This window comes from Ensifer adhaerens (assembly GCF_002940685.1).
Taxonomy (GTDB): domain Bacteria; phylum Pseudomonadota; class Alphaproteobacteria; order Rhizobiales; family Rhizobiaceae; genus Ensifer; species Ensifer adhaerens_E.
The window spans coordinates 156,657-181,049 of record NZ_PNFP01000003.1; the positions used below are offsets into that span (position 1 = coordinate 156,657).

The 24,393-nt window shown below is 63.4% G+C and carries 19 protein-coding genes; 12 read left to right on the forward strand and 7 right to left on the reverse strand.

Features of this window, described 5'->3' with window-relative positions; translation table 11 throughout:
- Positions 1 to 30: 30 nt before the first annotated feature.
- Both kduI and kduD read left to right on the forward strand, forming a co-directional pair.
- Positions 31 to 867 carry a 5-dehydro-4-deoxy-D-glucuronate isomerase gene (gene kduI / locus C1A35_RS06855; protein WP_104663603.1) on the forward strand — a complete coding sequence of 279 codons (837 nt, stop codon included), beginning with the start codon at positions 31 to 33 and terminating at the stop codon, positions 865 to 867.
- Positions 864 to 1,628, forward strand: coding sequence for a 2-dehydro-3-deoxy-D-gluconate 5-dehydrogenase KduD (kduD, locus tag C1A35_RS06860; RefSeq protein ID WP_104663604.1), 765 nt, complete (start codon positions 864 to 866; stop codon positions 1,626 to 1,628). Before kduI ends, kduD begins: the two co-directional genes overlap by 4 nt.
- Before the next feature lie 340 nt (positions 1,629 to 1,968).
- Here the strand turns inward: kduD and C1A35_RS06865 are convergent, their stop codons facing one another.
- The 3 genes from C1A35_RS06865 to C1A35_RS06875 form a co-directional block, all read right to left on the reverse strand.
- Positions 1,969 to 2,562, reverse strand: coding sequence for a LysE family translocator (locus C1A35_RS06865; RefSeq protein ID WP_104663605.1), 594 nt, complete (start codon positions 2,560 to 2,562; stop codon positions 1,969 to 1,971).
- Positions 2,563 to 3,051: 489 nt separating this feature from the next.
- Entirely contained in the window at positions 3,052 to 4,284 is a 1,233-nt protein-coding gene (gene aztD / locus C1A35_RS06870; protein WP_104663606.1) for a zinc metallochaperone AztD, read from the reverse strand.
- 378 nt (positions 4,285 to 4,662) lie between these two features.
- Positions 4,663 to 5,895 carry a benzoate/H(+) symporter BenE family transporter gene (locus tag C1A35_RS06875; RefSeq protein WP_104663607.1) on the reverse strand — a complete coding sequence of 411 codons (1,233 nt, stop codon included), beginning with the start codon at positions 5,893 to 5,895 and terminating at the stop codon, positions 4,663 to 4,665.
- A 109-nt stretch (positions 5,896 to 6,004) separates the two neighbouring features.
- On the opposite strand from C1A35_RS06875, the gene pdxR reads away from it, so the two are divergent.
- On the forward strand, positions 6,005 to 7,495 hold the full coding sequence (gene pdxR / locus C1A35_RS06880; RefSeq protein ID WP_104663608.1) for a MocR-like pyridoxine biosynthesis transcription factor PdxR: 1,491 nt from the start codon (positions 6,005 to 6,007) through the stop codon (positions 7,493 to 7,495).
- A gap of 26 nt (positions 7,496 to 7,521) precedes the next feature.
- On the opposite strand, the gene C1A35_RS06885 is transcribed toward pdxR, so the two are convergent.
- From C1A35_RS06885 to C1A35_RS06895, 3 genes are read right to left on the reverse strand one after another with little or no spacing between them, the layout of a single operon-like run.
- On the reverse strand, positions 7,522 to 8,523 hold the full coding sequence (locus C1A35_RS06885; RefSeq protein ID WP_104663609.1) for an ABC transporter substrate-binding protein: 1,002 nt from the start codon (positions 8,521 to 8,523) through the stop codon (positions 7,522 to 7,524).
- Positions 8,520 to 9,902: a sensor histidine kinase gene (locus C1A35_RS06890; RefSeq protein ID WP_199772892.1), complete on the reverse strand. Its 1,383-nt coding sequence runs from the start codon at positions 9,900 to 9,902 to the stop codon at positions 8,520 to 8,522. Before C1A35_RS06890 ends, C1A35_RS06885 begins: the two co-directional genes overlap by 4 nt.
- A complete protein-coding gene (locus tag C1A35_RS06895; protein WP_104663611.1) occupies positions 9,892 to 10,584 on the reverse strand; it encodes a response regulator transcription factor in 693 nt (230 codons plus the stop codon). Before C1A35_RS06895 ends, C1A35_RS06890 begins: the two co-directional genes overlap by 11 nt.
- 111 nt (positions 10,585 to 10,695) lie before the next feature.
- Between C1A35_RS06895 and phnD the strand changes: the two genes are divergently transcribed.
- The 9 genes from phnD (at position 10,696) to C1A35_RS06940 (ending at position 23,170) form a co-directional block, all read left to right on the forward strand.
- Positions 10,696 to 11,658 (forward strand): phosphate/phosphite/phosphonate ABC transporter substrate-binding protein, encoded by a 963-nt coding sequence (phnD, locus tag C1A35_RS06900; RefSeq protein ID WP_104663612.1) that lies wholly within the window; start codon positions 10,696 to 10,698, stop codon positions 11,656 to 11,658.
- 132 nt (positions 11,659 to 11,790) lie between these two features.
- Positions 11,791 to 13,587: an ABC transporter permease gene (locus C1A35_RS06905; protein WP_104663613.1), complete on the forward strand. Its 1,797-nt coding sequence runs from the start codon at positions 11,791 to 11,793 to the stop codon at positions 13,585 to 13,587.
- The gene (locus tag C1A35_RS06910) at positions 13,587 to 14,669 is read left to right on the forward strand and encodes an ABC transporter ATP-binding protein (protein ID WP_104663614.1); all 1,083 of its coding nucleotides are present in this window, start codon (positions 13,587 to 13,589) and stop codon (positions 14,667 to 14,669) included. Before C1A35_RS06905 ends, C1A35_RS06910 begins: the two co-directional genes overlap by 1 nt.
- A gap of 49 nt (positions 14,670 to 14,718) precedes the next feature.
- Complete coding sequence (locus C1A35_RS06915; RefSeq protein WP_104663615.1) at positions 14,719 to 15,885, forward strand: ABC transporter substrate-binding protein; 1,167 nt, start codon at positions 14,719 to 14,721, stop codon at positions 15,883 to 15,885.
- Positions 15,886 to 16,434: 549 nt separating this feature from the next.
- Positions 16,435 to 17,196, forward strand: coding sequence for a GGDEF domain-containing protein (locus tag C1A35_RS06920; protein ID WP_104663616.1), 762 nt, complete (start codon positions 16,435 to 16,437; stop codon positions 17,194 to 17,196).
- A gap of 423 nt (positions 17,197 to 17,619) precedes the next feature.
- Positions 17,620 to 19,005 carry a TolC family outer membrane protein gene (locus C1A35_RS06925; RefSeq protein WP_104663617.1) on the forward strand — a complete coding sequence of 462 codons (1,386 nt, stop codon included), beginning with the start codon at positions 17,620 to 17,622 and terminating at the stop codon, positions 19,003 to 19,005.
- A 33-nt stretch (positions 19,006 to 19,038) separates the two neighbouring features.
- Entirely contained in the window at positions 19,039 to 21,216 is a 2,178-nt protein-coding gene (locus tag C1A35_RS06930) for a type I secretion system permease/ATPase (RefSeq protein WP_104663618.1), read from the forward strand.
- A 61-nt stretch (positions 21,217 to 21,277) separates the two neighbouring features.
- Positions 21,278 to 22,558 (forward strand): HlyD family type I secretion periplasmic adaptor subunit, encoded by a 1,281-nt coding sequence (locus C1A35_RS06935; RefSeq protein ID WP_104663619.1) that lies wholly within the window; start codon positions 21,278 to 21,280, stop codon positions 22,556 to 22,558.
- A 39-nt stretch (positions 22,559 to 22,597) separates the two neighbouring features.
- Positions 22,598 to 23,170, forward strand: a complete 573-nt coding sequence (locus tag C1A35_RS06940; RefSeq protein WP_234822812.1) for a ribbon-helix-helix domain-containing protein — start codon at positions 22,598 to 22,600, stop codon at positions 23,168 to 23,170.
- A 69-nt stretch (positions 23,171 to 23,239) separates the two neighbouring features.
- Here C1A35_RS06940 and C1A35_RS06945 read toward each other — a convergent pair whose 3' ends face one another.
- Entirely contained in the window at positions 23,240 to 24,166 is a 927-nt protein-coding gene (locus tag C1A35_RS06945) for a transglutaminase-like cysteine peptidase (RefSeq protein WP_234822813.1), read from the reverse strand.
- Positions 24,167 to 24,393 lie beyond the last annotated feature (227 nt).

Genomic DNA, 24,393 nt, shown 5'->3' on the forward strand with positions numbered 1-24,393 from the left:
GATCCTCCCGCAACGACCGAAAGAGCCGACATGACGATCACTGATTTCGCTTCCCGCCACGCCATTGACCCGCTCGCCGCCGCCGCGATGGGAACCGACGAACTGCGCCACAACTTCCACATCTCCGGTCTCTTCGAGAGCGATCGTGTCAACCTCACCTACACCCACTACGACCGGATGGTGATCGGCGGGGCGATGCCGGTCGAGACCGAGTTGACGCTCGAAGCGATCAAGCCGATGGGCACGAAGACGTTTCTCGAGCGCCGCGAATTGATCGCCGTCAACATCGGCGGTCCGGGGCGCGCCGTCGTTTCCGGCAGAAGCCATCCGCTCGCTGCGCGAGACATGATCTATGTCGGCATGGGCGAGGAAGTGACGTTCGTCTCGGACAGTCGGGCAGCGCCGGCAAAGTTCTACCTGTTGTCGGCGCCGGCGCACCGTGCCTTCCCGACGGCGCTCTTGACGGTTGCCGGAGCCAAGCGCCTTGATCTCGGCAGCCTGGAGACGTCGAACGAGCGCTCGATCTTCCAGTTCACCAATGGGATCGAGACCTGCCAGCTGGTCGTCGGCATGACGGAACTCAAGAAGGGATCGGTGTGGAACACCATGCCCGCACACATCCATGACCGGCGCATGGAGGTGTATCTCTACTTCGATCTCCCCGCGCCGGCACGGGTCTTCCATTTCCTCGGCGAGCCCTCCGAGACCCGCCACATCGTCATGGCCAACGAGGAGGCCGTGCTTTCGCCGGTCTGGTCGATCCACTCCGGTTGCGGCACGTCCAACTATGCCTTCATCTGGGCAATGGCCGGCGACAATGTCGATTACACCGACGCCGACCCGGTGCCGATGGAGACGCTGCGATGAGCGATCTCTCCGCCTTCAGCCTCACTGGAAAGCGTGTGCTCGTCACTGGCGCCAATACCGGGATCGGCCAGGGCATAGCGGTTTCGGTCGGCCGGGCCGGCGGTGAGGTGGTCGCGGTCGGGCGCTCGTCGATGGCCGAGACGGTGGAAAAGGTCGAAGCGGCAGGCGGCCGGATCGTACCGCTCGCTTGCGATCTCGCCGATGGGGATGCGGTCAAGAGCTTGATTGACCGTGTCTCCGAGGAAGGTGGTCCACTGGACGGATTGGTCAACAATGCCGGCATCATTCGCCGCGCCGCCTCGATCGAGCTCTCGGAGGCAGACTGGGACGAGGTGATCGACCTCAACTTGAAGGTGGCTTTTCTCCTGAGCCAGGCCTTTGGCCGCAGGCTTCTTGCCGAAAGGCGGGAAGGGCGGATCGTCAACATCGCCTCGCTGCTGTCCTTCCAGGGCGGCATTCGCGTTGCCTCCTACACCGCGTCAAAACACGGCGTGCTTGGCGTTACGCGGATCCTCGCCAATGAGTGGGCAAGTCAGGGCATCAACGTCAACGCGATCGCGCCCGGATACATCGTCTCCAACAACACCGAGGCGCTGCGCGCAGACAGCGATCGCAATGCCGCGATCCTTGAGCGCATCCCCGCCGGACGCTGGGGAACGCCCGACGATATCGGCGACGCTGCCGTCTTCCTGCTTGCGCCGGCGTCACGCTACCTGCATGGCGCCGTCATCCCCGTGGATGGGGGGTGGCTGGCGCGATGAACGGAGCCTGTGCATAGCTCGGCAGCGACAACAGCGGCTGCTTCTAAAGCACCTCGAGCGGCGCAGGCGATCGCGGTGTCTGTGCCGCCTGAGCAATATGCTCGTCAGAACGCCACCTTGAGGCCGAGCTTGCCGTTGAGGCTCTGTCCGTCGCCCTCCTTCCTACCGAAGGGCGTTCGAATTGTGGACGTCGCAGAACCAAACCGAGCAGTCACCCTTGATTGACTGGCGCCTGTAAATCCGCGCCAACGATCGCCAGCGCGGACTTCAGATTATCGCGCGAACCTCAAATGCTCTGGCAGACGCGTCATTGGGCTTCAGGCACAGACCATCACCATCCTCAGTGCCGCCATGCAGGATAGAGCGAGACAACCAACAGAACCGCCATGGCGATGTTGAAAAGCGGGAGCCTGCGGCCGACCATCAGCCAATGCTGAAGCATGGTGCCCATCCACGCCCAAACGGCATTTGCAGCAAGTCCGATGATCGCGAAGGTCAGCGCTACGAGAACAACGGAAATTAGGCCGCCCTCCGGAGCAAAGAGGGCTGTGGCGGACAGGCCTGTTGCCCAGACCTTCGGATTGACCCATTGAAACGCAGCGGCCTGAAAAAACGAAAGCGGCTTGCCAGCGGCATCACCCGTCTTGGGTGGTGCAGCACTCGCGATCTTCCAGGAGAGCCACAAAAGATAACCCGTCGAGACAACACGCAACATCGTTTCGAGTTCGGGAACGGCCTCGAATATGGTCATGAGCCCGACGCCGGCCAACAATATGATCGGCAGGACCCCAACGGAAATCCCGAGCAGATGCTGTATTGAGCGGCGGAAGCCGAAATTCGCGCCCGACGCCATGACCATGATGTTGTTTGGACCAGGCGTGATTGTCGCGGCAAAGGCAAAGCTGACAAGTGCGGGGATAATTGCGTCGTCCATTTACTTCTCCGTTCGAGGATCGGACGCCGCAATCGAGCCGGAGAAATAAAAAGGCCGCCCATTGCGGCGGCCCATAGTGCACATAGCAGTTGGTGCCGCCCTTCAACTCGGCAGCCACCAGCCCGCGATATGCGTGAAATGATCAAACAACTTGGTCATGGTGAGACTATAGCCACAACCTTGTGGGGCAGCAAGTGGCTGCCTGTCGGCGGCGTTGTGGCGCGTTTCGGGCATCTCCGTCAATCGGGTCGCTTGTTATCGCGTGGCTCCAAGCATCCGATCGAGCACATCTGTGGGTTTGCCTGCCACCTCCTACGACAGCTTGGCTTGCGCGCAGGCTGTCCTTGCTCCAAGTGACTGCAACTCAGGATTCTGTCGGATTGTTGGTCTACGGCGCTCGTCGCATGGCCTCAACGGCCTATCCGGATCGGCGGCTTTCGGCTGCTCAAGGGACGCCGGCCGCAAGCCGGCGCCCAGATTTGCTCTTCCTCAATGGGTTGCGCCCGATCCTCCGGCTGCGACGATTGCGAAGGGTTGGCCTTCGACCGCGATCGTGCGGCTTTCCTTCAGCGTTTCCGTATCGATCAGGCGGACCAGGCTTTGGCGCGGATCGGTGACGGCGACATGCTTGCCGGCGACGGCGAGGCGGGGCCTTGCGTCGCGCCAATGGCCATCCTTGCTGTAGGGCTCCGTGACGGTCTCCGATTTGGTGATCACCCCGTCCACGACATCAAGGAGATGAAGCTTGCCGTCCTCCGTCAGGATGTAGGCATTGCGTGACTTCGCCGGGTCAAGGATGAAGTCCACGCGCCGCAGCGGCAGCTCCACGAGGCGGTAGGGCTCCTTCGCATCGGCATCGATCAGCACGACCTTGTCCTCTCCATAGTTTCCAAGGAAGAACTGCATGGAGGTGCCGCCGAGCAGCGTGGATACCTTGCCTTCCGGTAGCTTGTCGCCATAGGCGAGCATCTCGAGCTTGGGGCCGTCAAGCCCGCCCGGGCGGGCGATCAGGACACCTTCCGCGCAACCGAAGGCGACCAGGCGCGCGGATGTGGCTTCCCCGTGCAGCCCCGTGCAGGCTGCGACGTCACCGACCTGTTTACCCTCCTTGTCGAGGACGCGTAGACCCAGGCGCGGAGGAAGCTCACCTTCCTTTACCGCCGCTTCCAGGTTCGGCACGGAAACGAGAAGATGGTTGCCGGTCGAGACCGCGACACCATGATGCGCGGCGGTCGTGTCATAGGGCTTGAGTTCCGCCTTGCCGGCCAACAGCGCGCTTTCGCGCAGCAGATCGAACTTGCCGCCGCGATCGTAGAAAATGGCGAGATCGTCGCCATGGGCGACCACGTGGCCGGGCTTCTGCCCCTGGATCGTCGTCTCAAGCAGTCTCGGTTCCTTGACCTCGATGTCCCGGTGCTCGCCGTGATCGGAAAGTGAAATGCCCGTGTCGATGGCGTGGATCAGGTTCTGTTCGCCCTGGACGGCGAAGACCGTGCGCCCCGTCTCGCTCAAGGAAAGGGCGGCGTAGCCTTGGAGGTCAAACCGGCCTATTTCCTTGGCCGTTTCCAGATCGATGGCGCGGACAACAGGCTTGGTATGGTCAGCAATGAACAAGCGCCAGGTCTCGCGCTGCTGTTCTTCCTCGGCATGAGAGGTCAACGGAAAGGCGAGGGTCGCGAGAATGGTGGTGGCGAAAAGCGCGGGCAAACCGGAGCGGGGCATAAAATCTCCTACAATGTAATAACGTAACACGCGTTGTGTTATAGCGTTACATTCGCCTTGTCCAGCGGCAACAACCTGACGTTTGCAGATGCGCCAGCGAAGCCGTCACAGGCGGCCCGCGGTGAGCGGTGCGGTGACGTTGACGTCAAGGACGTGTGGGGCCCGCTCTCGACAAGTCGATCGGCATTTCCCGACTTCGCCTGAAGCGGCGGATGGCGGCATGTGTTGCCGCCATCCGCTGAAATGCTCTGTTTCGCCATTGCCAGCTTCGCCATTTTTTGGGGCTGGGAGGACTTCGGGCGAGATGGACCAAAACCCTCCATAGGGCCACGCATCGGCGACGCAAGCCTTCAAACGCGGCGGGATCCGGTTACGCCGTCACTTCGCAGCGCCCTCGCTCAGCGGCAGCTTGTTCCCGCGACGTTGCGGCAGGCGGCCGTTCAGAACGATGGAGGCGAGAAGGCCGATCAGCAGGCCCCAGAAGGCCCCGCCGATGCCGAGCAGCTTGATATTGGCGGCGGCGGCCAGGAACGTGATGAGCGCCGCTTCGCGGGATGCCGGGTCGGCGGTCGCGGCCGCGAGGCTGCCGCCGATCGTGCCGAGCAGCGCCAGCCCCGCAAGCGTGGTGATGAAGCTCGCCGGAAATGCCATGAACACCTGAGCGAGGGTAACCCCGAATACGCCGACGAGCACGTAGCAAGAGCCGGCGGCAATACCCGCGATCCAGCGCCGGGATGGATCCTCATGGGCCTCCTTGCCGGTGGCAATCGCCGCCGTGATCGCCGCGATGTTGAAGGCGTGGGAGCCGAAAGGCGCCATGATCAGCGAACCGAGGCCGGTTGCGGTGACGATCGGGTTGGCGCTGGTCTTGAAACCGTCATTGCGCAGCACCAGCATTCCCGGCATGTACTGGCCCGTCAGCGTGATGAGGAACAGCGGCAAGGCGACGGAAAGCAGTGCGTTCAGCGAGAATTCCGGCATGGTGACGATGGGGGCCGCAAACGCCAGTTCCAGTCCCGACAGATCGACCCGGCCTTCTGCGAGCAGGAACAGGAGCCCGAGGACCAGAATGCCGACGACGGCATAGCGCGCGGAGAGGCGCTTCAGGACGACATAGACAACGATCAACAGGCCGACGAGCAACGGGTCGACGCTCGCGCCGCCAAATGCGCCGATGCCGAATTGCAGCAGGATGCCGGCGAGCAGGCCCGCGGCGATGCCCGGCGGGATCAGCCGGATGACCTTCTCGAAATAGCCCGAAAGCCCAAGCGCGGCGAAGGCCAAGGCCGAGACCATGTAGGCGCCGATGGCCTCGGAATAGGGCGTCGTTGCCAGCGCGGTGACGAGAAAAGCCGCAGCCGGCGTAGACCAGGCCGTGATGATCGGCTCGCGATAGCGCCAACTCAGCCAAAGTCCGGTCAGTCCCACGCCGATGGAAACCGACCAGACCCAGGAGGCCGTCAGTTCCGGGCTGAGGCCCGCCACTTTCGCGGCCTGAAAGACCAGGATGAAGGTGCCGCCATAGTTGACGATGACGGAGATCAGACCTGCGACGATGGGATGGGCAAGATCGTTGAAGCGAAGGGATGACGGGGAAGCATGGGAGGACATGATCTATCGGGGCTCCTGAATTTTCGGGGAGGACTGGCAAGCCGCGTTGACAAATAGCCATTCATTGGCCCGACATGCCCATCCACTTATCTCAAGGCGGTCAGACCATTTGTTCAAGCATTCCCAACTGGAGTCCGTGAAGGCATGGATTGCCCAACCTGCCCAGGCGGCGATACCGCTTCATGGGCGAATCCAGCGGGCGATCCGGCAGCTGATCCTCGACGGTGCGCTTGGACCGGGAAAGCCGCTTCCCGCTTCGCGGGCGCTTTCAAAATCCCTCGGCGTGTCGCGCGACACGATCGAGGCGGCCTATGGCCAGCTTCATGCGGAAGGCTTCATCGACCGCCGCGTCGGGAGCGGCAGCTTCGTTGCCGAAATGAAGGATTTTGCACCCGGCAGGCGTTCGTCTCTAAGGGACGCGCAGCCACGCAACCGGGCACCGGTCTTGAGCAGGCGCGGCAACGCCATGTTCGGAAGCGGCGGCGTCAGCGAACTGCTGTTGCCGCGGCCCTTCGCGCATGGCGTGCCGGAGACACGCAATTTTCCGCTCCAGCTCTGGGAGCGGCTTGGACGGCAGGTCTTGAGGCAAACCGGTACAAGGGCGCTGCTTCACGGCGACCCGCAAGGGATCGAGGAGCTGCGTCGTGCCATCGCAGACTATGTGAACCTTGAACGCGGCGCCCGCGCCACGGCCGACCGGGTGCTGATCCTCACCAGTTCGCAGCAGGCGCTGACATTGTGCGCAAACATGCTGCTCGATCCCGGCGATCGCATCTTCATCGAGGATCCCGCTTATTACGGCGCACGCAAGGCCTTCGACGCGGCGGGGCTCGAATGCGTCCCCATCCGCGTGGATCGCCAGGGCATCGCCGTCGATCAGATCAAGGCGGAGACGCGCAGGGTCAAGGCCGTGTTCCTGACGCCCTCGCATCAGTTCCCGGCCGGTGCGACGCTGGCGCTGGATCGTCGTCTGGCGCTGATCGAATGGGCGAGCCGCCACCAGGCCTGGATCATCGAGGACGATTACGACAGCGAATTCCACTATGCCGGCAAGCCCACGGCCTGCCTACAGGGCCTCGATCCGCATGACCGGACCATCTACATCGGCACCTTCACCAAATCGCTCTTTCCGGGCCTGAGGATCGGCTATGCCGTTTTGCCGCCCCCGCTCGTCAAACCGATGACCGTGGCGCGCACATTGCTTGACGGTCACTCCGCTCCGATGGCGCAACTGACGCTCGCCCGCTTCATGGAAGGCGGGCATTTCGGCGCGCACGTCCGCACCATGCGCGCCGTCTACGCCGACCGGCTGGAACTGCTGGCGACGCTCGTCGGAAGGCACCTGCCGCAATTTCTTGAAGCGCGGGTGCCCGACGGCGGGCTGCAGATGCCGTGCGTGCTGACCGGCAAGCTCTCGGAGGCGGCGGCCATCGACGCCGCGCGCCGTGTCGGCATCGAGGTCATGGGCCTGTCCGCGCTTTACGCAGGCGGCAAGCCCGAGGCCGGGTTCCTGATGGGGTTTGCGGCCTACACGCCAAGCGAGATCGAGGGTGCCGTCCGCAAGCTGGCGGGCGCGCTTCAGGCCGCAGCGACGTCATAGGTCGGCGTGAGCCGTGGCGCCGCCATCTAGTCCTGGATGACGAGCTGGAACCAGGTGTCGAGAAACCTGCTGCGCTTGACGGCGTCGAGATAGACGAGCAGTTCCGGCCCCAACTCTATGAGCTGGACGTTTTTCATCCTGTCCAGATCCCGCGATCTTGTCAGGCCGACCTCTTCAAGCGCGCTGTCGGCTCGATCGGAGAGCAGGAAATCGACAACGTCGCCGGCGGTCGAGCGATTGCGGGCCTTCTCCGGGATCAGCGCCGTCCAGGGCAGTGCCAGCACATAGTCCTCGGGGACCACCATCTCGATGGACGGCGTCTTGTTCATCCATTTGCGCACGGCAGACAACGGCACATTGTAGCCAAGATCGATGCGGCCTTCCGACATCGCCTGCAGCAGCTCCTCGTTGCTGTCGAATATACGGGCCTGCGACGCACCGACGGCCCGGGATATGCGCCAGAACAGCGGCGATCGGAGCGCTTCCTGCGAGGCAAAGGCATAGCTGACATTGTCGATGCCGATGTTGACGAGCCCCACCCGGCGCAGCAGGCGCGGGCGGTTCTGCTCGAGCGTGCGCGCGAGCTCGGTTCGTGTGCGCGGGACGTCGAAGGGCGCCATCGCGCCCTTGCGCACGACAAAGACGGCCGGGTCGTAGCCGATGCTGAAGACTTCGCTGCGCCAATGGGCCTGTTGCTTCGGCCGGTGCCTGACGGCCGAAGCGTCGTGTCGCGACACGCTGCCTTCGTTGGCCAGGTAGACTGCGAGATCCGGCGTCGGCAGCACGAGCACATCGATCGGTTTGTCGTCGTCGACGCCGGCCAGCAGCCGGGAGATGATCTGGCTCGGCCGGGCTTGCCTGTACTCGCTTCGTGTGTGGGGCATGTCCGCCTGAAGCGCGTCGAACAGCGGCTGCATCGTCGGCTGCGCGTCGACGCCGACGATGGTGAGGCGTTCCGGGGCGGCCCGCGCCGGCGTCGATGCGGCCGAGAGCGCGACGAAAAGCATGAGCGCGAAGCGAGCGATCATCCCAGGGTTCCTCCGATCGGCAGGCAAACAACGACCGACAGCCCGCCTCCGTCCCGGTCGTCGAGGCTGATGCTGCCGCCCATGGCTTCCGCAACGGTTCTGGCGATGGCAAGGCCAAGCCCGGAGCCCGGCTTGCTGCTGTCCGCCCGCGAAAAACGTTCGAACATCTGCTTGCGTATCTCTTTCGGAATTCCGGGCCCCCGGTCGGAAACAACGAGGCGGATCACTCGACCCGCTTGCGTCACGGTGATGTCGACCGCGCCCGGCGCATGGACGAGTGCGTTTTCGACGATGTTGCGGATCATCTCACGCAGGCTGACCGACTCTGCTTCGATCTCAACGGCAACGTCGGGCAGGTTAAGCGTGAGCGTGTCGTCGAGGGCGGGATAGGAGCCTTCCGCCTGCAGGCGGCGGATCGCGTCGCGGACGACGAGACGCATGTCGAGGGTCTCGCGCAGGCGGGATTCAATGCCGTGCAGCGTGCTTGCATCCGACAAGAGCTGGTTTGCGAGAACGCTGGCATTGACCGAATTCGCATGAATGCGGCCGAGAATGTCGCGCAACCTGCCTGCCGGCGCTTCGTCGATCGAAAGTTCCGCAAGCGCGCGCAACGCGGTCAAAGGCGTTCGCAACTGATGGGCAGCATCCGCCGTCACGCTCTTCAGGCCGACGAGCACGGAATCGAGCCGCCCCATGAAGTCGTTGAGTGCCGAGATCAGCGCGCTCACCTCCCTGGGCACCGGGCCGGAAACCGGGCTGAGATCGGAGGAGGCCCGGTGGCGGAGATCGGCCTCGACGGTTCTCAGCGGTGCGAAAGCCTGGCGTACTGCGAGCCAGATCAAGAGGAACGCCAGCACCGAAACGGCAATCGCGGGAAGGGCGGCATTGAAGGTCAGATGCAGTCCGAGCTGGTCGCGTGCCTCGCGGGTCTCACCGACGAGAACATCGACCCAGCCGCCGCCGGCTGCGTCGGTGCTGTAGCGGGCGACGGCAGCGATGCGGATCCGTTCGCCCCTGTAGGTGCTGTCGGCCAGCCGCAATTGCGATCCGGTCCCGTGCGGGATCTCGAGCCCAAGGATGGGCGAGCCGGTGATGATCGTGCCGTCGGGTGCGGCAACCCGGTAGAAGATGCGATTGAGCCGCGACGTGCCCAGAATGGCGAAGGCAGAATGCGGCAGATCGACGCTTACGGTGCCGTCTTCGATCGACACCGTATCGGCAATCGAAAGCGCCGCGGCGCCGAGCACCCTGTCGAAGGCCTCTTCGGCCGCGCTGTGCGCATTCCAGCGCACCAGCCAGAAGAGGAAAAGCCCGATGATGATGAGCAGGGCAGCGCCGCTGAAGAGGATGCGCCGCTCGATCGAATAATCAGACCGCACCGTTTGCGCCGCTCCCGGTCCGCTGGCGCAGCATGTAACCCACACCGCGATGCGTAACGATTTCGATATCGCAATCCTCAAGCTTCCTGCGCACGCGCGAAACCAGAAGCTCGATGGCATTCGGCGTGCCGGTATCCTCGTAGCCGAACAGCTTCACGACCAGTTGCTCCTTGTTGACCGTCGTGCCGGCGCGGGTCGCGAGCGCTTCCAGCACGTCGAATTCGCGGCGCCCGAGATCGAGCGGCCGGTCCTTGAGCATCACGGCGCGCGCCGAAAGGTCGATGGAGATCGACCCCAGGCGAAGAACCGATTGCGCAGCACCCAGGTGCCGGCGAGAGACGGCCCGGATGCGGGCGACGAGCTCGTGCAGATCGAAGGGTTTGACCAGATAGTCGTCAGCGCCTAATTCGAGCAGGTCGACCTTGTCGGCCACCTGGTTGCGGGCGGTGATGACGATGACAGGACGCGTCAGCCCACCCTGGCGCATGGCACTCAGGATGGCGAAACCGTCACGCTTCGGAAGGTTTATGTCGAGGATCACCAGATCGTGCGAGGCGTTGAGGGCGAGCCGCTCTCCCTCCGCGCCGTCGTACGCGGTCGTGACCTCATAGCCTTCCTTTTCCAGTCGCATGGAAATGGCAAAGGCGATGTCGGGGGTGTCTTCGATCAGGAGAATGCGCATCGCGTGTCCAGGTGACAGGATTGTGACAGTGATACTCCCATACACAGATCAAAAGCAGATGAGAACTATGAAGCTTTCGCCGGGAGAGCGGAGCTTCGGGGAGGGGTGGACATGAACGCGCACAGGCTGTTTTTGGCCGGCCTCGCATTGGCGTGCGTGCTGCTGTTGCCCGTGTCGACGGCGGCGAAGGCCGGTTGCGAGACAACCGCCGATCTCGACGAGCGCTATTGCGACGCCGACAGGGACTACGTTGCCGACGCGCCAACCGACCCCTCAAAGTGGCGGGACCCGCAGACGCTGGTCTGGGCCTATGCTCCGATTGAAGAGCCCGCCGTCTATGCCAGCCTGTTCAAGGATTTCACCACCCATCTCGAGGCCTGCCTCGGCCGCCAGATCGTCTATTACCCGGTGCAGTCGAGCAAGGCCGAGATCGAAGCCATGCGGTCGGGGCGCCTGCATTTCGCGGGTTTCTCCACCGGGCCGACGGTCGAGGCGGTCAACCGTGCCGGCGCCGTTCCCTTCGCCGCGAAAGGCATCGGCAACGCCGTGCGCGGTTACAATCTGATTGCCATCGTTCGTGCCGATTCCCCTTTCAAAACCCTCGCCGAGCTCAAGGGGCGGCGCGTGGCGCACGCGTCCGCGTTTTCAAACTCCGGGCACCTCGCACCACGCGCGCTTTTCCCCGGCGAGGGCCTGAGCCCGGGCGAGGACTATGCGCCGATCATGTCCGGCGGCCATGACAAATCCATCCTCGGCGTGATCTCGGGTGACTACGACATGGCGGCCGTCGCGTCCGACGTGCTGGAACGGCTGATCGAGCGGCGCATGGTCAAGCGTGAAGACCTGCGTGTCATCTTCACCAGCGGCATCTTTCCGACGTCGTCCTTTGCCTATGCGCACGATCTCGCCCCGCCGCTGGTCGCGGCGATGAAACGGTGTTTCTTCGATTTCGCATTCACAGCCGAGATGAAGAGCGAGTTTCACGGCGACGAGCGCTTCCTGCCGATCCGCTACGATCGGGATTGGGCAAGCGTGCGCGAGGTCATCGACAAGGCCGGCGCTTCCACCTTCTGACCCCAACAGACAGCCCGACAGATGCCGATGCGCCGTCCGCGCAGGCCTTGTCGCGCGCCCACCACAAACGTCACCGCAGGTCGGGCCAACCCGCCCGAGGCTGCTGTGCGGCTTCCAACCCACGGGATTGCTATGCGAAACTTTGGCAAAGCCATTTACAACTACAGGGTCCACAACCAGGACCCCACCACGATGGTGGGCGTCGGTCTGGTGGTGCTGTTCGCCTACCTGATTGCAGCGCCCATCCTGCTTCTGCTTTCGGATGCGTTCTTCGTGCAGTTTGCCGACCAGGCTCGCTCCGGGCAGTCGATGGGCGAACTGACGCTTTACTACTTCAACCGCGTCTTCCTGTCGGCGATCGCAACCGACGTCTTCTGGCGGCCGCTGCTGCATACCGCGACCATCGCTTTCGGCGCGATCGTGGTCGCGCTGGCGGTCGGGATCCCGATGGCCTGGCTGATCAGCCGCACCGACATGCCTGGCAAGACCTGGTTCGCCACCGTTCTGATCATCCCCTACATGCTGCCGTCCTGGACCTTCGCGCTTGCGTGGCAGACTCTGTTCAAGAACAGGACCACGGGCGGACAGCCGAGCTGGATGGAAGCGCTCGGTTTCGCCCCGCCGGACTGGCTCGCCTATGGCGCCTTGCCGATCACCCTCATCCTCGCCTTGCACTACACGCCCTTCGTCATCCTGCTTTTCGGCAATGCGCTGCGGCAGTTCGATTCGACGCTTGAGGATTCCGCCCGCGTCATCGGCGCCGGCAACGGCCTGATCGCGCGCAAGATCATCCTGCCGCTGATGCTGCCGTCGCTGGTTTCGGCCTGCACGCTGATCTTCGCCAAATGTCTCGGCGATTTCGGCGTGGCCTATATCCTCGGCGTTCCCGTCGGTTACGACGTGCTGGCGACCTCGCTGTTTCGCGCCATCTCCACCAGCCAGACCGGCATGGGGGCGATCCTGGCGCTGACCATCGTCGTGCTCGGCACCATCTCGATCACCCTCGACATGTACCTGTTGAAGGAAGCGCGCCGCTTCGTGGTCATCGGCTCAAAGGGATCGATGAACCGCACCACGTCGCTGCGCGGCTACCGGCTGCCGGCAGCCGGGCTCGCGACACTGGTCTTCCTCGTCAGCGCCGTCATTCCATTGCTGGCGCTCGCCATGACCACGGTGATGAAGGTGCCCGGCGTCTTTGCGCTCGACAATTTCACACTCGCCTACTGGATCGGTTCGGATCTCGGAACGACGGCGCTCAAGCAGGGCATCCTTTTGACGCCCGAGTTCTGGCAGGCGACGTGGAACACGCTCTGGATCGTCGGTTTGGCCGCTCTCGGCGCGGGCTTCCTCGGCCTGCTCGTCGGCTACGCCGTCACCCGCACGTCCTCGACGATGATCGCCACCTTCCTGCGGCAGGTGACCTTCCTGCCGTATCTTGTGCCGGGAATAGCCTTTGCCGCCGCCTATCTGTCGATGTTCGCGGTTCAGCGAGGGCCTGTGCCTGCACTTTACGGCACGCCGATCATTCTGGTGCTGGCGATCCTTGCCGACCAGATGCCTTTCGCCTCCCGCGCCGGCATCTCGGCGATGATGCAGCTCGGGCACGACCCGGAAGAGGCGGCGCGCATCGCCGGCGCCGGCTGGTTCCGGCGGCTCGCATCGGTCGTCGTCCCGATCCAGAAGGGCGCGCTCGTCACCGGCGTTCTGCTGCCCTTCATTTCCGGGATCAAGGGACTGAGCCTCGTCGTGGTGCTCGCCGTCCCCGGGACCGATGTGCTGACGACCTATGCGCTGAGGCTCGTCGACTACGGCTACGGCCAGGCGGCCAACGCCGTGGTGCTGATGATCTGCATCATCGCTTTCGGCGGCACGCTGATCGTCCAGAAACTCACAAAAAGCAAATTGTCCGACGGTTTGGGAGGCAAATAATGTCAAGCATCAGCATCCGCGATGTCAGAAAGAGCTACGGCAACACGACGCAAGCGGCTGTCGAGCGGCTGAGCATCGAGATACCGCAATCCGATTTCCTCTGCCTTCTCGGGCCGTCCGGCTGCGGCAAGACGACGACCCTGCGCATGATCGCGGGCCTCGAGCATCCGACGGCGGGCCGGATTCATCTGGGCGACCGGACCATCGTGTCGGTCGACGACGGTGTCTACGTGCCGGCGGAAAAGCGTGGCATGGGGCTGGTCTTCCAGAACTATGCGCTGTGGCCGCACATGACGGTCGAACAGAACATCGAGTTCGGGCTGAAGCTGCGCAAGGTCCCCAAGGCCGAACGCGACGCGATCATCGGCGAGGTCCTGAAAAAGCTCGCGATCGACCGCTATCGCACGCGCCTGCCGTCGCAGCTCTCCGGTGGCCAGCAGCAGCGCGTCGCGCTCGCCCGTATGCTCGCGCTCAAGCCCGACATCATCCTGCTCGACGAACCGCTGTCCAACCTCGACGCCAAGCTGCGCCTGGAAATGCGGGCGGAACTCAAGCGGATCCACCAGGAACTCGGCTCCACCATCGTCTTCGTGACCCATGACCAATGGGAGGCGATGACGCTTGCAACCACCATCGCCGTCATGAGTGAGGGCCAGCTGCAGCAGCTTGGCACGCCCGACGACATCTACGAGCGCCCGGCCAACCGCTTCGTCGCCGAATTCGTCGGCAACCTGCCGATCAACATCATCGAACTCGGCAGCGGTCGATCCGGCGCGCTGGTCGGCTGGATGCGCGACCGCCTGGCCGCAAGGACACTGCCGCAGCCGGCGGGCTCCGTCGGCATCCGCCCGGAATCGGTCCGCCTGACGCGCTCCATCGTGGAAGGCGCAAGGGAAGCACGGGTCGTCGAGGTGGTGCCGACCGGCGGAAGCTGGATCGTCGAGCTTTCGGTGGACGGCGAGCAGTTCTTCGCGATCGCCGGCGAGCTGCCGGACGCGACGCGGGGCGACCAGGTGTTCTTCCACGTCGAGCCCCAGCACCTGCACATCTTCGATGTCGATGGCCGGCGTATCGCCGCCTGAGACGATGCCATCCCATCCCGACACAGCAATTGACCGTAAGGAGGATAAAATGCTGTCAATACAAGAAGGTAGACTGCCAAAATCCGTTCGCCGCGCCATTCTGGCCGGCGTATCGCTGGTGGCGCTCGTCGCACCGGCGGCGGCTCAGGACGCAGCCGAGATCGGCATTTCCGATGCCGACTACACGCTTGAGGCCCTGATCGAGGCGGCAAAGAAGGAAGGGCCGATCACCGTCGTCGACGCGACCGGCAAGATCGTCTCCATGGCCGAGAACTTCACAGCGAAATACGGCATCCAGGCGACCGGCGTGAAGCTGAGCGGCCAGGATCAGCAGCAGGTCATCCTGCGTGAAGCCGCAGCCGGAAGCGTCCGCTCCGACGTCTTCAACATGAGCAACCTGCCGTCTGTCACCTCGGAGATCATTGCGCAGGGCGCCGGCGTAAGCTGGATGCCGCCGGACCTGATGGCCGTCGTGCCGGTCCAGTATCAGACGCCCGCCATCACCAGCCTCAACCCCTGGGTCTGGGCCTACAACACCGACGTCCATGGCGACAAATGCCCGATCGACAACGTCTGGGCGCTGACGACGGAAGACTGGAAGGGCCGTGTCGCCATTCCGGATCCCCTGCTGCGCAACGAAACGATGTTCTGGTTCAACCAGATCCAGGCGCATGACGACGACGACATGCGCAAGGCCTATGAGGCCTTCTTCGGCAAGCCGCTTGAAACGGAAGAAGCGAGCGCGACGGCCGAATGGGTCAAGCGCCTTGCCAAGAACAAGCCGAGCGTGACCCGCAGCGACACGGATGTCGGCCCGATCATCGGTGCGGCCGGGCAGCAAAAGCCGTTCATGGGCTTCCTGAGCTCCGCCATTTTCCGCGACGCGAAGAAGAATGGCTACGGCATGGGCATCTGCGCCGGCCTGAAGCCCTGGGTCGGTCAGTTGACCCCGCGCGTGGCGGTGATCGCCTCGGGCTCGAAGCACCCGAACGCGGCCAAGCTCTTCGTTCACTTCATGATGACGGAGGAGGGCATGGCGCCGCAGCTCGCCGACGGTAAGATCTCCTCCAACCAGGAAGCGAAAATCCCGAAGGAAGAAGCCTCCGGCGTCATCGACGTCGTGCACGAACTGCACGTCCCGCATTCCGAGACGTCGAAGGACGATTTCGCCAAGCTCCAGGACTGGCAGGATTTCTGGATCGTCAATTCACGATAGGCAGAACAACGCGAGTGCCCGGGCTACCTGCGCCGGGCACCTGTATCCCTCACTCGCCCGCCCTCATCGAGAGCGTCGCGATGCGCTCAAGGCCGATCGCCTAGTGCGCCATTGGGTATCCCGTTTCAGCCTGGCGCGCCTGTTGCTCTTCGGGACCTTCGTCGAAGCGACGGCGATCCTCGTGATGCTGCCGCTTCCGCGCGAGGGCGGGCTCTTGCTGGTCCTTGCATGGCGGAGGTCGAGGCGAACTTCTACCGGAACGCGATCAACTGACGGACCCGCCGCCAGGAACACGCGCGCGACTTGTTCCTGCAGCACGCGGCAACTCGCTGGGGGGTCCCTCCGGTCCCCAGCGAGATTTTTGCGTGAAGCCCTTTGGTCTGATGTGACCGGGCACGGTTCGCCGCGCAAGCACTTACCGTGCACATCCCGTTTTGGAGCATTTTTTTGGGAGAATAGGCGCACTGCATAAAGTTGTAGGTACCATCGAAATGGAATATCCATAAACTCGCGCTAGACCGATCGACATTCGTGAATCGGGAGCGAGGCATGCAAAGAGACGTGCAGTTCAACGGGCAGAAAGATTGGCGGATCGCGCGATATGCCATCGGTGGCATCGTTGGGTTCGCGGTGCTTGCCCAGCTCCTGGTCTATCTCAGCCTGGTCGCCCTGGTCGATCGGCCCTATGCGGCTGCCATGGTCGGCGCAGCGCTGATCTCTCTGCTCATGGGCGTGCCGCTGATTGTCCTGGCGGCGACGCAGTTTCGCCGGGCGCAGCGCCTGCGCAACCAGATCAATCACGTCGTCGCCCATGATGCCACGACGGGCTGCGTGACCGGTCGTGGGCTCGTGCAGCAGGTCAATGGCCTCGAACGCCGCCGCCAGCACACCGGCGAGGAGCTTCACGGCGCGCTCATCCACCTCAGGATCAACAATCTCGATGACGTCGGCGCAGCTTTCGGCCCGGCCTGGAGCGAGGAGCTGCTGCAATTCGTCGCCTCGACGATCAGCACCTCGGTGCGGCGCGACGACATCGTCGCCCGGACCGGGCCTGCAAGTTTCGACGTCGTGCTCGTCGGCGCAACCGAGGCGGATGCGGAGCATGTTTCCAACCGCCTGACAAAGGCCCTGTCGTCGGCGCATTTTTCGGCCGATGGCAGCAAGGTCGACCTTGAACTCAGCGTTGGCGGAGCCCTGTTCGATGGCAGCGTCGATCTGGAACGCCTGCGCCGGGCGGCGGCCTCCGAGGCGGTCATGGTCGCCGCCCAAGGCGTCCAGCGCGTCGATTTCGTACGCCTGCCTTCTGCCTGAGGAGTTGGGGCCGCCGTAGCTCGTGCCGGAGCGGCATGCGACGATCGCTCGCAGCGGCTGATTGCCAGACCTGGATACCGCTTTAAAGTTGCAGAACGCATGCCCCGCTTGTTGCGGCCGGATGTCCGCCACCAAAGCTGCTGTCGCGGGCGCCTTTTTCTTTCAATAGGTTACCGGAGTCTTTCGTTGCGACGTTGCTGTTCCATTTTTGCAACATAGCCGTGCGAAAGCTTGGGGCTTTCCGGGACCACCCCAAAATTGGTCACCGCCTTATATTACCTCTGTATTATCTGTCGACGAATTGGGGCAGTAGCGACGTACGCTTGGATTAGCCGGCATGACGTACTGATTGCGAGGGGGATAGTATTGAAAGCGGGGAAAACTTTTAGGGGCGGGCTGTTTTCTATCCTGCTCGCATCGACCATGTTCGCGAGCGGTGCGGAAGCCATGACGCTGAGGGAAGCGCTTCAGATCGCGATGGAATCGAATCCGGAAATCGGTCAGTCGATCGAGAACCGTGAGGCGATCGAGTTCGAATTGCGTCAGGCGCGTGGTCTGTATCTGCCAAGCGTCGACGTCGAAGCTTCGACGGGCGTGCGCCATCTCGAAGACAGCAGCCGTCGGCTCGGCTCGATCGAGAACGACCCGCTTTATCCATCCGACGTCGGACTGACCATCACGCAGAAGCTCTTCGACGGCGGTGGCCGTCGTGCCGAGCTCGAGCGTCAGGCAGCACGCGTCGACAGCGCGTCTTTCCGTGTGCTCGAGCGCTCGGAAACGATTGGCCTGCAGATCGTTCGCGAATATTTCGAATATATTCTCCAGCAGCAGATCGTTGCGGAAGCACGCAAGAATGTCGGTGTGCACCAGTCGATCCTGTCAGATATCAGCTCGCTGATTTCAGGCGGCGCCTTGACCGAGGCGGATCGCCAGCAGGCAAGCGAACGCCTGCTGGCGGCCAAGGCACGCCTGCAGGAAGCGGAAGAAGCGTTCGATACGGTCAAGATCAGCTTCAACCGCCTGGTCGGACAGCCGCTCACCAACCCATCCATGCCGAAGTCGGTCGCCGGCGCCCTGCCGAAGACGCTCGAGACGGCGATCGGTATCGCCCGCACCAACAATCCGCGGATCAAGGCCGCCGACTCCGACATCAACGTCGCGGACTCGCAGGTCAAGGCGGCGCGTTCGAACATGCTGCCCGAAGTCTTCGCCGAGGGCCGCGTACGCACGGGCAACGATATCGATGGCTCGACCGGCAACACCTGGGACGCACAGGGCCGGATCGTCGCGAAGTGGAACCTCTATCGCGGCGGCATCGATGTCGCCAACGAGCAGGAGCAGATGCGCCGGGCGAGCGAACAGCGGCTGGTCTTCCACCAGGCGCATCGCGAAGTCGAGGAAGCCGTGCGCATTTCCTGGGAGCGCCGCAGCAGCCAGTACGACATCGCCCGCACGCTGAACGCGCAGGCGCAGATGAACGTGCAGCTCGTCGAATCCTATCGCGAACAGCTCAAGGTCGGCCAGCGTTCGCTGCTCGACGTGCTCGGCGCGCAGAACTCGCGTTTCAACGTCAGTGTGCTTGCGAAGACCTCGCAGTATGCTGCGTTGTTTGCCGAGTACCGGCTGCTGGCAGCAACAGGCCAGCTGCTGCCGACAATGAAGATCAAGGCGCCGGCGCAGGCGGAAGCCTACGCGCGCAACGAGTTCAACGTCCCGGATGCCCCGGCTACGGAAACCTATCGCCGTGTGCCTTCGCGTCAGACGAACGACTTGCCGCTCGACTTGCTGGCGCCGATCCGGCAGAAATGATAGTCCTCGTCAGGGCGGACACAACCGGTGGTGATGCAAGGCATTGACAGGCATGTGCAGATTGGCCCGTCTCTGACCGGCTTTTCCGAGGCGTTCAAGGAGATTTGCATCTTCTTGAACCGCCCCTCGTCAGACAGCGTGCTCTATTCGGACGTACCCTTCGACCCTCGCTTGCCGAGCGCCGAGGACGTCTCCCGTATCGCAGAGCGGGTCGGCCTGGAAACGGAGCTCGTTTCCGCGCGCGCGATCGGCAATCGCGATTTCGTCTATCCGCTGCTGCTCGTCTTTCGCGACGGCCGTGCCATGGCGCTTCTGGAAGAGGCGCCCGACGGCACGCTCAGCCTTTCCAACAGAATGGCGCCGCCCGGCGAGGCGGCGGTAAGGCTGGCCGACCTTAAGGTCGACGGGCTCGCCTATGCCGTGTCCTTTTCGGCCACCTATCTCAACACGGCGTCCGGCCGCGGCGTCGGCGAGGCGCGCAGCATCGACCGCCGCCACTGGCTGACCGCCACAATCAAACCGTTCTGGCAAGCCTATGTGCAGGTCGCAATCGCGGCATTCTTCATCAACGTGCTGGCGCTCGCCGCGCCGCTCTTCACGATGAACGTCTATGATCGCATCCTGCCGAACAAGGCGATCGCGACGCTCTGGGTGCTGGCGCTCGGCATCAGCACGGTCATTCTCTTCGACTTCCTCTTGAAGACGGTGCGCGCGGCGCTGATCGACTATGCCGGCCGCAAGGCGGATCTGAAGCTCTCCTACATGCTGTTCGAGAAGATCCTGCATGCGACCATGGCGTCGCGGCCGCCCTCGACCGGTGAATACGCCAACCGGGCGATGCAGTATGAGTTCGTGCGGGAATTCTTTACGTCGAATACGCTGAGCACGATCATCGACAGCCTTTTCGTCTTCGTCTTCATCGCAGCCGTCTATGCGGTGGCGGGCTGGATCGCGGTCATACCGGCGGTCGCCTTCCTGTTTAGTCTCGTGATCGGCTACGTCGCGCAGTACAAGATCGGCAACCGCGTCGCCGCCGCATCGAATGAATCGGCCCAGCGCCAGGCGCTGCTGGTCGAAACCATCAGCGCGATCGAGACGGTAAAGACGCTGCATTCGGAAAAGCAGTTGCTCCGCCGCTGGAACGAGCTTGCCAAGCACTCCTCGAACACATCCGAACAGATCAAGGAGATTTCCTCCTGGGCCTCGCATGCAACGCAATTCGTGCAGCAACTGGTGACGGTTTGCATCGTCGTGGCCGGCGCTTACGCGTTTACCGAGGGCAAGATTTCGTCCGGTGCCATCATTGCCGCCAGCATGCTTGCCGGCCGCGCCGTCGCGCCGCTCGGCCAGATCGCCATGACACTGGCACGGCTGCGCCAGGCCATTCTGTCGCTGCGGATCCTCAATGCCGTTATGGAGCAGCCGGAGGACCGGCCCGACACGATCGGCTTCGTCAACCGCGAGATCCGCAACGGCAGCATCACCTTTGCAAACCTCGACTTCGCCTACCCGGAAACGGACCACAAGGTGGTCAGCGGCATGAACGTCACGATCAAGGCGGGCGAGCGCGTCGGCATCATCGGCCGCATCGGCTCGGGCAAGACGACGATCGGACGGCTTCTGGCGGGCCTCTATCCGCCGAGCGCCGGCCGCATCCTGCTCGACGGCATCGATATCCGGCAACTGCATCCTTCCGTCGTTCGTTCGGCGGTCTCGTTCGTGTCGCAGAACTCCGACCTCTTCTCCGGCACCATCAAGGAAAACCTCCTGATGGCGAACCCGACCGCGAGCGACGAAGAGGTGGTTGCGGCCGCAAGACTTGCCGGCGTCGACGATTTCGTCTCGCATCATCCGCGCGGCTACGACATGCCGGTCGGTGAGCGCGGCTCCCAGCTTTCCGGCGGGCAGCGCCAGGCGGTCGCCATCGCCCGGCTCCTGTTGCGCAAGCCGAAGGTGGTGTTCCTCGACGAGCCATCCGGTGCGATGGACCTCGCCAGCGAACGCGAGTTGATCAACAAGCTATCCAATGTCTTCAGCAGCGACGTGACCCTTTTGATCTCGACCCACCGCCACAGCATGCTAAGCCTCGTCGATCGGCTGCTGGTTCTCGACCGGGGCCGTATCGTCGCCGATGGACCGAAGGCGGCCGTCATCGAGCAATTGCAGCGGCGTTCCGGTCCCGCCGGGCCGACGGAAGGGGCGGGGCTATGATCGACCCCTGTCCATATGATGGCGACGCAATGCCGGTCCCGACGTCGGGGAGGGCGCCGAGATGACTGAGAAACCGCCACTGGCCGCGCGTGCCGGGCTGCTGGTGATCGGCCTGCTGATCAGCTCCTTTGTCGCCTGGGCGGCGATCGCCGAAGTCGACGAGATCGCCCGCGGCGAAGGCAAGGTCATTCCCGTCTCGAAAACGCAGATCATTCAATCGAGCGAGCCCGGTATCGTGCGCGAGATCGCGGTGCAGCCCGGGCAGGTCGTGCGCCGCGGCGATCTGATCCTGCGGCTTGACGATACGGCGAGCGGCTCGTCACTGGGTGAGCTCGAGGCCAAGGCCCGCTCGCTGCGCGCACAGATCGCGCGGCTGGAACTCGAGGAGACCGGCGCCTACGACAGCAAGTACATCTGCCCCGACGATATCGCAAAGGTCGCTCCGGCCATCTGCGCCAACGAGGAGCAGCTGCTCCAGGCCAAGGCCGGCAATTTCAACAACAAGCTGTCGGTGATGCAGGCCCGCGAGGGCCAGCGTCAGAAGGAGCTGGCGGAAGCGGAGGCCAACATCACCCGGCTGAGCGCCAGCCTGCAGGTGACCGAGCGCGAGCTGGGGCTGCTCGAGCCGATGGCCAAGCGCAAGCTCGTCGCGCAGACGGAACTCCTTCGGGTCGAGAAGGAGCTGACCGACACCAGGGGGCAGCTTGCGCTTTGGAAGGAATCAGTCGGCAAGCTCGAGGCGGCGCTCAAGGAGGCATCGCTGCAGGTGACGGAGCTGTCGCTGCAGCTGAAGCAGGAGGCCCTGGCGGAAAAAACCGAGGCGCTTTCGCAGCTTTCGGTGATCGAGGAGACCATTCGCGGCGCGACGAGCCGAGTTGCCAATACCGATATTCGCTCGCCGGTCGACGGCATCATCAATACGCTCGATGTCAATACGGTCGGCGCCTACGTGACGCCGGGTGCGGTGATCGGCGGCGTCGTGCCGACCTCGGAGACGCTGCTCGTCGAGGCGCGGCTTTCGCCGCGGGACGTCGCTTTCGTCCGGGCCGGCCAGCCGGCGCTGATCAAGATTTCGGCCTATGACTTCTCGATCTACGGCGGGCTCGGCGGCGTGGTCGAGACCGTCAGCGCCGACAGCCTCGTCGACCAGAACAGCGGAGAGACCTACTATCTCGTGCGCGTCAAGACCGACATGGCCGCGCTTGTGAAGGATGGACGCGAATATGCGATTATGCCGGGCATGATTGCCTCGGTCGACATCATGACCGGAAAAAAGACGATCCTCGCCTATCTGATGAAGCCGATCAACAAGGCCCGCGAGGAAGCTCTGCGGGAGCGCTGACCCATGAGCGAAACGCGGCCTCCCGCGCCCGAAGAGGACATGAGCACACTGCGGTTCCGCGTCGTTACCGTCGACGGTCAACGCCGCGGCATCAAGCTCGAGGAAATCTATTGGCGTAGTCTCGGCGAGCTTGCAGCACGGCAAGGGCGCCGGCTCGCCGATATCGTTGCGGCCTGCGAAAGGGAGCTCGAAGGTGAAGGCAACCTGACGGCACGTCTGCGCTATGTCGCAACGCGCCACCTTCGCGATCGGCTCGAAGCGGCCAAGACGCGCAGCAGCCTCGCCGCTGTCGGCAGTCAGGTACGCGCCAGCCCATCGCCAGCCTTCGCGCTCACAGGCAGCAAGCACATCGTCGCCTACAACCCGGCATTTCTCGCCTTCGTCCAGACGCGCGTGCTGGGCTCGCAGCAGCCGCAGGCGGCACATGGCTTGAGGCTTTCGTTCGACGTACAGTTCGTCGATCTTGTCCAGCGCTTGAAAGCGGCGCCGGGCGAGCCGCAGCCGGCGGGCTTCACCATCGGCGTGCAGGGGCAGGTCACGCGCGGCAAACTCAACGCCGCACTCGCCCCGCTCGCCGACCAGGACGTGATTATCGGCTTCATCCTGGGTTAGTGGGGCGCAACGCCGTCGCCGTTGGCGAAACCGTCAGGACGCCTGCGGCCTGAAGGGCGGGGCTCGCTCTCAGCGGACAGCGATGCCTTCGCCGGGCATGACATCCGCAAACGGTACGGCGGACGCGACCTTGTCGCCGGTGGTCTTGATGCCGTGGATCCAGGAGCGATCGGCGCTGACCGAAAACAGCGGCTGATAGTTCGGCAAGGCGCTGTCGAGTTTTACCTCGTCGCTGAGGTTGTCGAGAATGAAGTGGCCCTGGCTCGTCGTGATCGCGAGGACGGCGTGATAAAGGTTGCGCCGGACATCGCGCAGAACCACGATCGACATCGCCTCCGACGGCAGGCCCGCCGCCTTCAGGGCGGCCATCTTCAGAATGGCATAGTCTTCACAGTCGCCCTTGCCGCGGGCAAGAATTTCGTCCGGCGTCGCCCAGTAGTCCTTGGACCCGTAGTTTTCCGCGTCCGGTTGATAGCGAACGATCCGGTTCACCGTGCGATTGATGCCGCTGATCTTCTGGCGGAAGGCGAGACCGTCGGCATTTTCCACGGCCTTGCCGAGAATGTCGCGCGCGGCGCAACCGCTCTGCTCAGCGCACTCTTTGAAGTCCGCCGCCACGACTGCCGGGTAGACGGTTTTCCATGTACGGGCGACCGGGATCGATGACACCCGGAACGCAACGGAGTGGAAAACGGCCGATGGTTTCGACTGTGCCGGCATCCGCGCGCCGAGATCCGGGCGGGCCGCCAGCGCTGCTTTCTCCACGTGCTGGCGCTTGAGGACTTCCGAGGCCTGCTTCGACCAGATGTCGATGGTCTGCGTCGCAACGGCAGCGAGCGGGCTTGCCAAGCTCACCATCTGGTGCAGGAGACCGGCGCTGAGCACGCGCGCTTGGCTAGCCTGCGCGGGTGTCGTTGCCAAAACTGACACGAGGCCGATCGCGAAGGCAGAAGTCTTCAGATATGCCCCGCAGTGCTTCCAGCTCGTCTTGTTCATCGCCGTGTCTCTCGGTTTCTTGAGAGCACCGTACAAATGAAAAGAAAAATGCAGGTAAATCCGTATGCATTATTTAGAGTGCCTCAGAAAAATACGTTTTGCCTAAAATTTTATTCAAATTTTATACTTGTGTATTCTTTTGGAGCGGGAAGCTCTTTTACAGGGAAGGCGTCGTGGTCATGGTCGGTGCCCGTCATGACGGTCACATTCGCCTGCTTCCGGCGAGG

What these genes read in the sequence shown, in the direction of transcription:
- C1A35_RS06920 (WP_104663616.1), top strand. Translation starts at nt 16,435, where the DNA reads ATGCAAAGAGACGTGCAGTTCAACGGGCAGAAAGATTGGCGGATCGCG.
- C1A35_RS06885 (WP_104663609.1), bottom strand. Translation starts at nt 8,523, where the DNA reads ATGATCGCTCGCTTCGCGCTCATGCTTTTCGTCGCGCTCTCGGCCGCA.
- phnD (WP_104663612.1), top strand. Translation starts at nt 10,696, where the DNA reads ATGAACGCGCACAGGCTGTTTTTGGCCGGCCTCGCATTGGCGTGCGTG.
- C1A35_RS06875 (WP_104663607.1), bottom strand. Translation starts at nt 5,895, where the DNA reads ATGTCCTCCCATGCTTCCCCGTCATCCCTTCGCTTCAACGATCTTGCC.
- C1A35_RS06910 (WP_104663614.1), top strand. Translation starts at nt 13,587, where the DNA reads ATGTCAAGCATCAGCATCCGCGATGTCAGAAAGAGCTACGGCAACACG.
- C1A35_RS06930 (WP_104663618.1), top strand. Translation starts at nt 19,039, where the DNA reads ATGCAAGGCATTGACAGGCATGTGCAGATTGGCCCGTCTCTGACCGGC.
- kduI (WP_104663603.1), top strand. Translation starts at nt 31, where the DNA reads ATGACGATCACTGATTTCGCTTCCCGCCACGCCATTGACCCGCTCGCC.
- C1A35_RS06945 (WP_234822813.1), bottom strand. Translation starts at nt 24,166, where the DNA reads ATGAACAAGACGAGCTGGAAGCACTGCGGGGCATATCTGAAGACTTCT.
- C1A35_RS06915 (WP_104663615.1), top strand. Translation starts at nt 14,719, where the DNA reads ATGCTGTCAATACAAGAAGGTAGACTGCCAAAATCCGTTCGCCGCGCC.
- C1A35_RS06940 (WP_234822812.1), top strand. Translation starts at nt 22,598, where the DNA reads ATGAGCACACTGCGGTTCCGCGTCGTTACCGTCGACGGTCAACGCCGC.
- C1A35_RS06935 (WP_104663619.1), top strand. Translation starts at nt 21,278, where the DNA reads ATGACTGAGAAACCGCCACTGGCCGCGCGTGCCGGGCTGCTGGTGATC.
- kduD (WP_104663604.1), top strand. Translation starts at nt 864, where the DNA reads ATGAGCGATCTCTCCGCCTTCAGCCTCACTGGAAAGCGTGTGCTCGTC.
- aztD (WP_104663606.1), bottom strand. Translation starts at nt 4,284, where the DNA reads ATGCCCCGCTCCGGTTTGCCCGCGCTTTTCGCCACCACCATTCTCGCG.
- C1A35_RS06925 (WP_104663617.1), top strand. Translation starts at nt 17,620, where the DNA reads ATGTTCGCGAGCGGTGCGGAAGCCATGACGCTGAGGGAAGCGCTTCAG.
- C1A35_RS06905 (WP_104663613.1), top strand. Translation starts at nt 11,791, where the DNA reads ATGCGAAACTTTGGCAAAGCCATTTACAACTACAGGGTCCACAACCAG.
- C1A35_RS06865 (WP_104663605.1), bottom strand. Translation starts at nt 2,562, where the DNA reads ATGGACGACGCAATTATCCCCGCACTTGTCAGCTTTGCCTTTGCCGCG.
- C1A35_RS06895 (WP_104663611.1), bottom strand. Translation starts at nt 10,584, where the DNA reads ATGCGCATTCTCCTGATCGAAGACACCCCCGACATCGCCTTTGCCATT.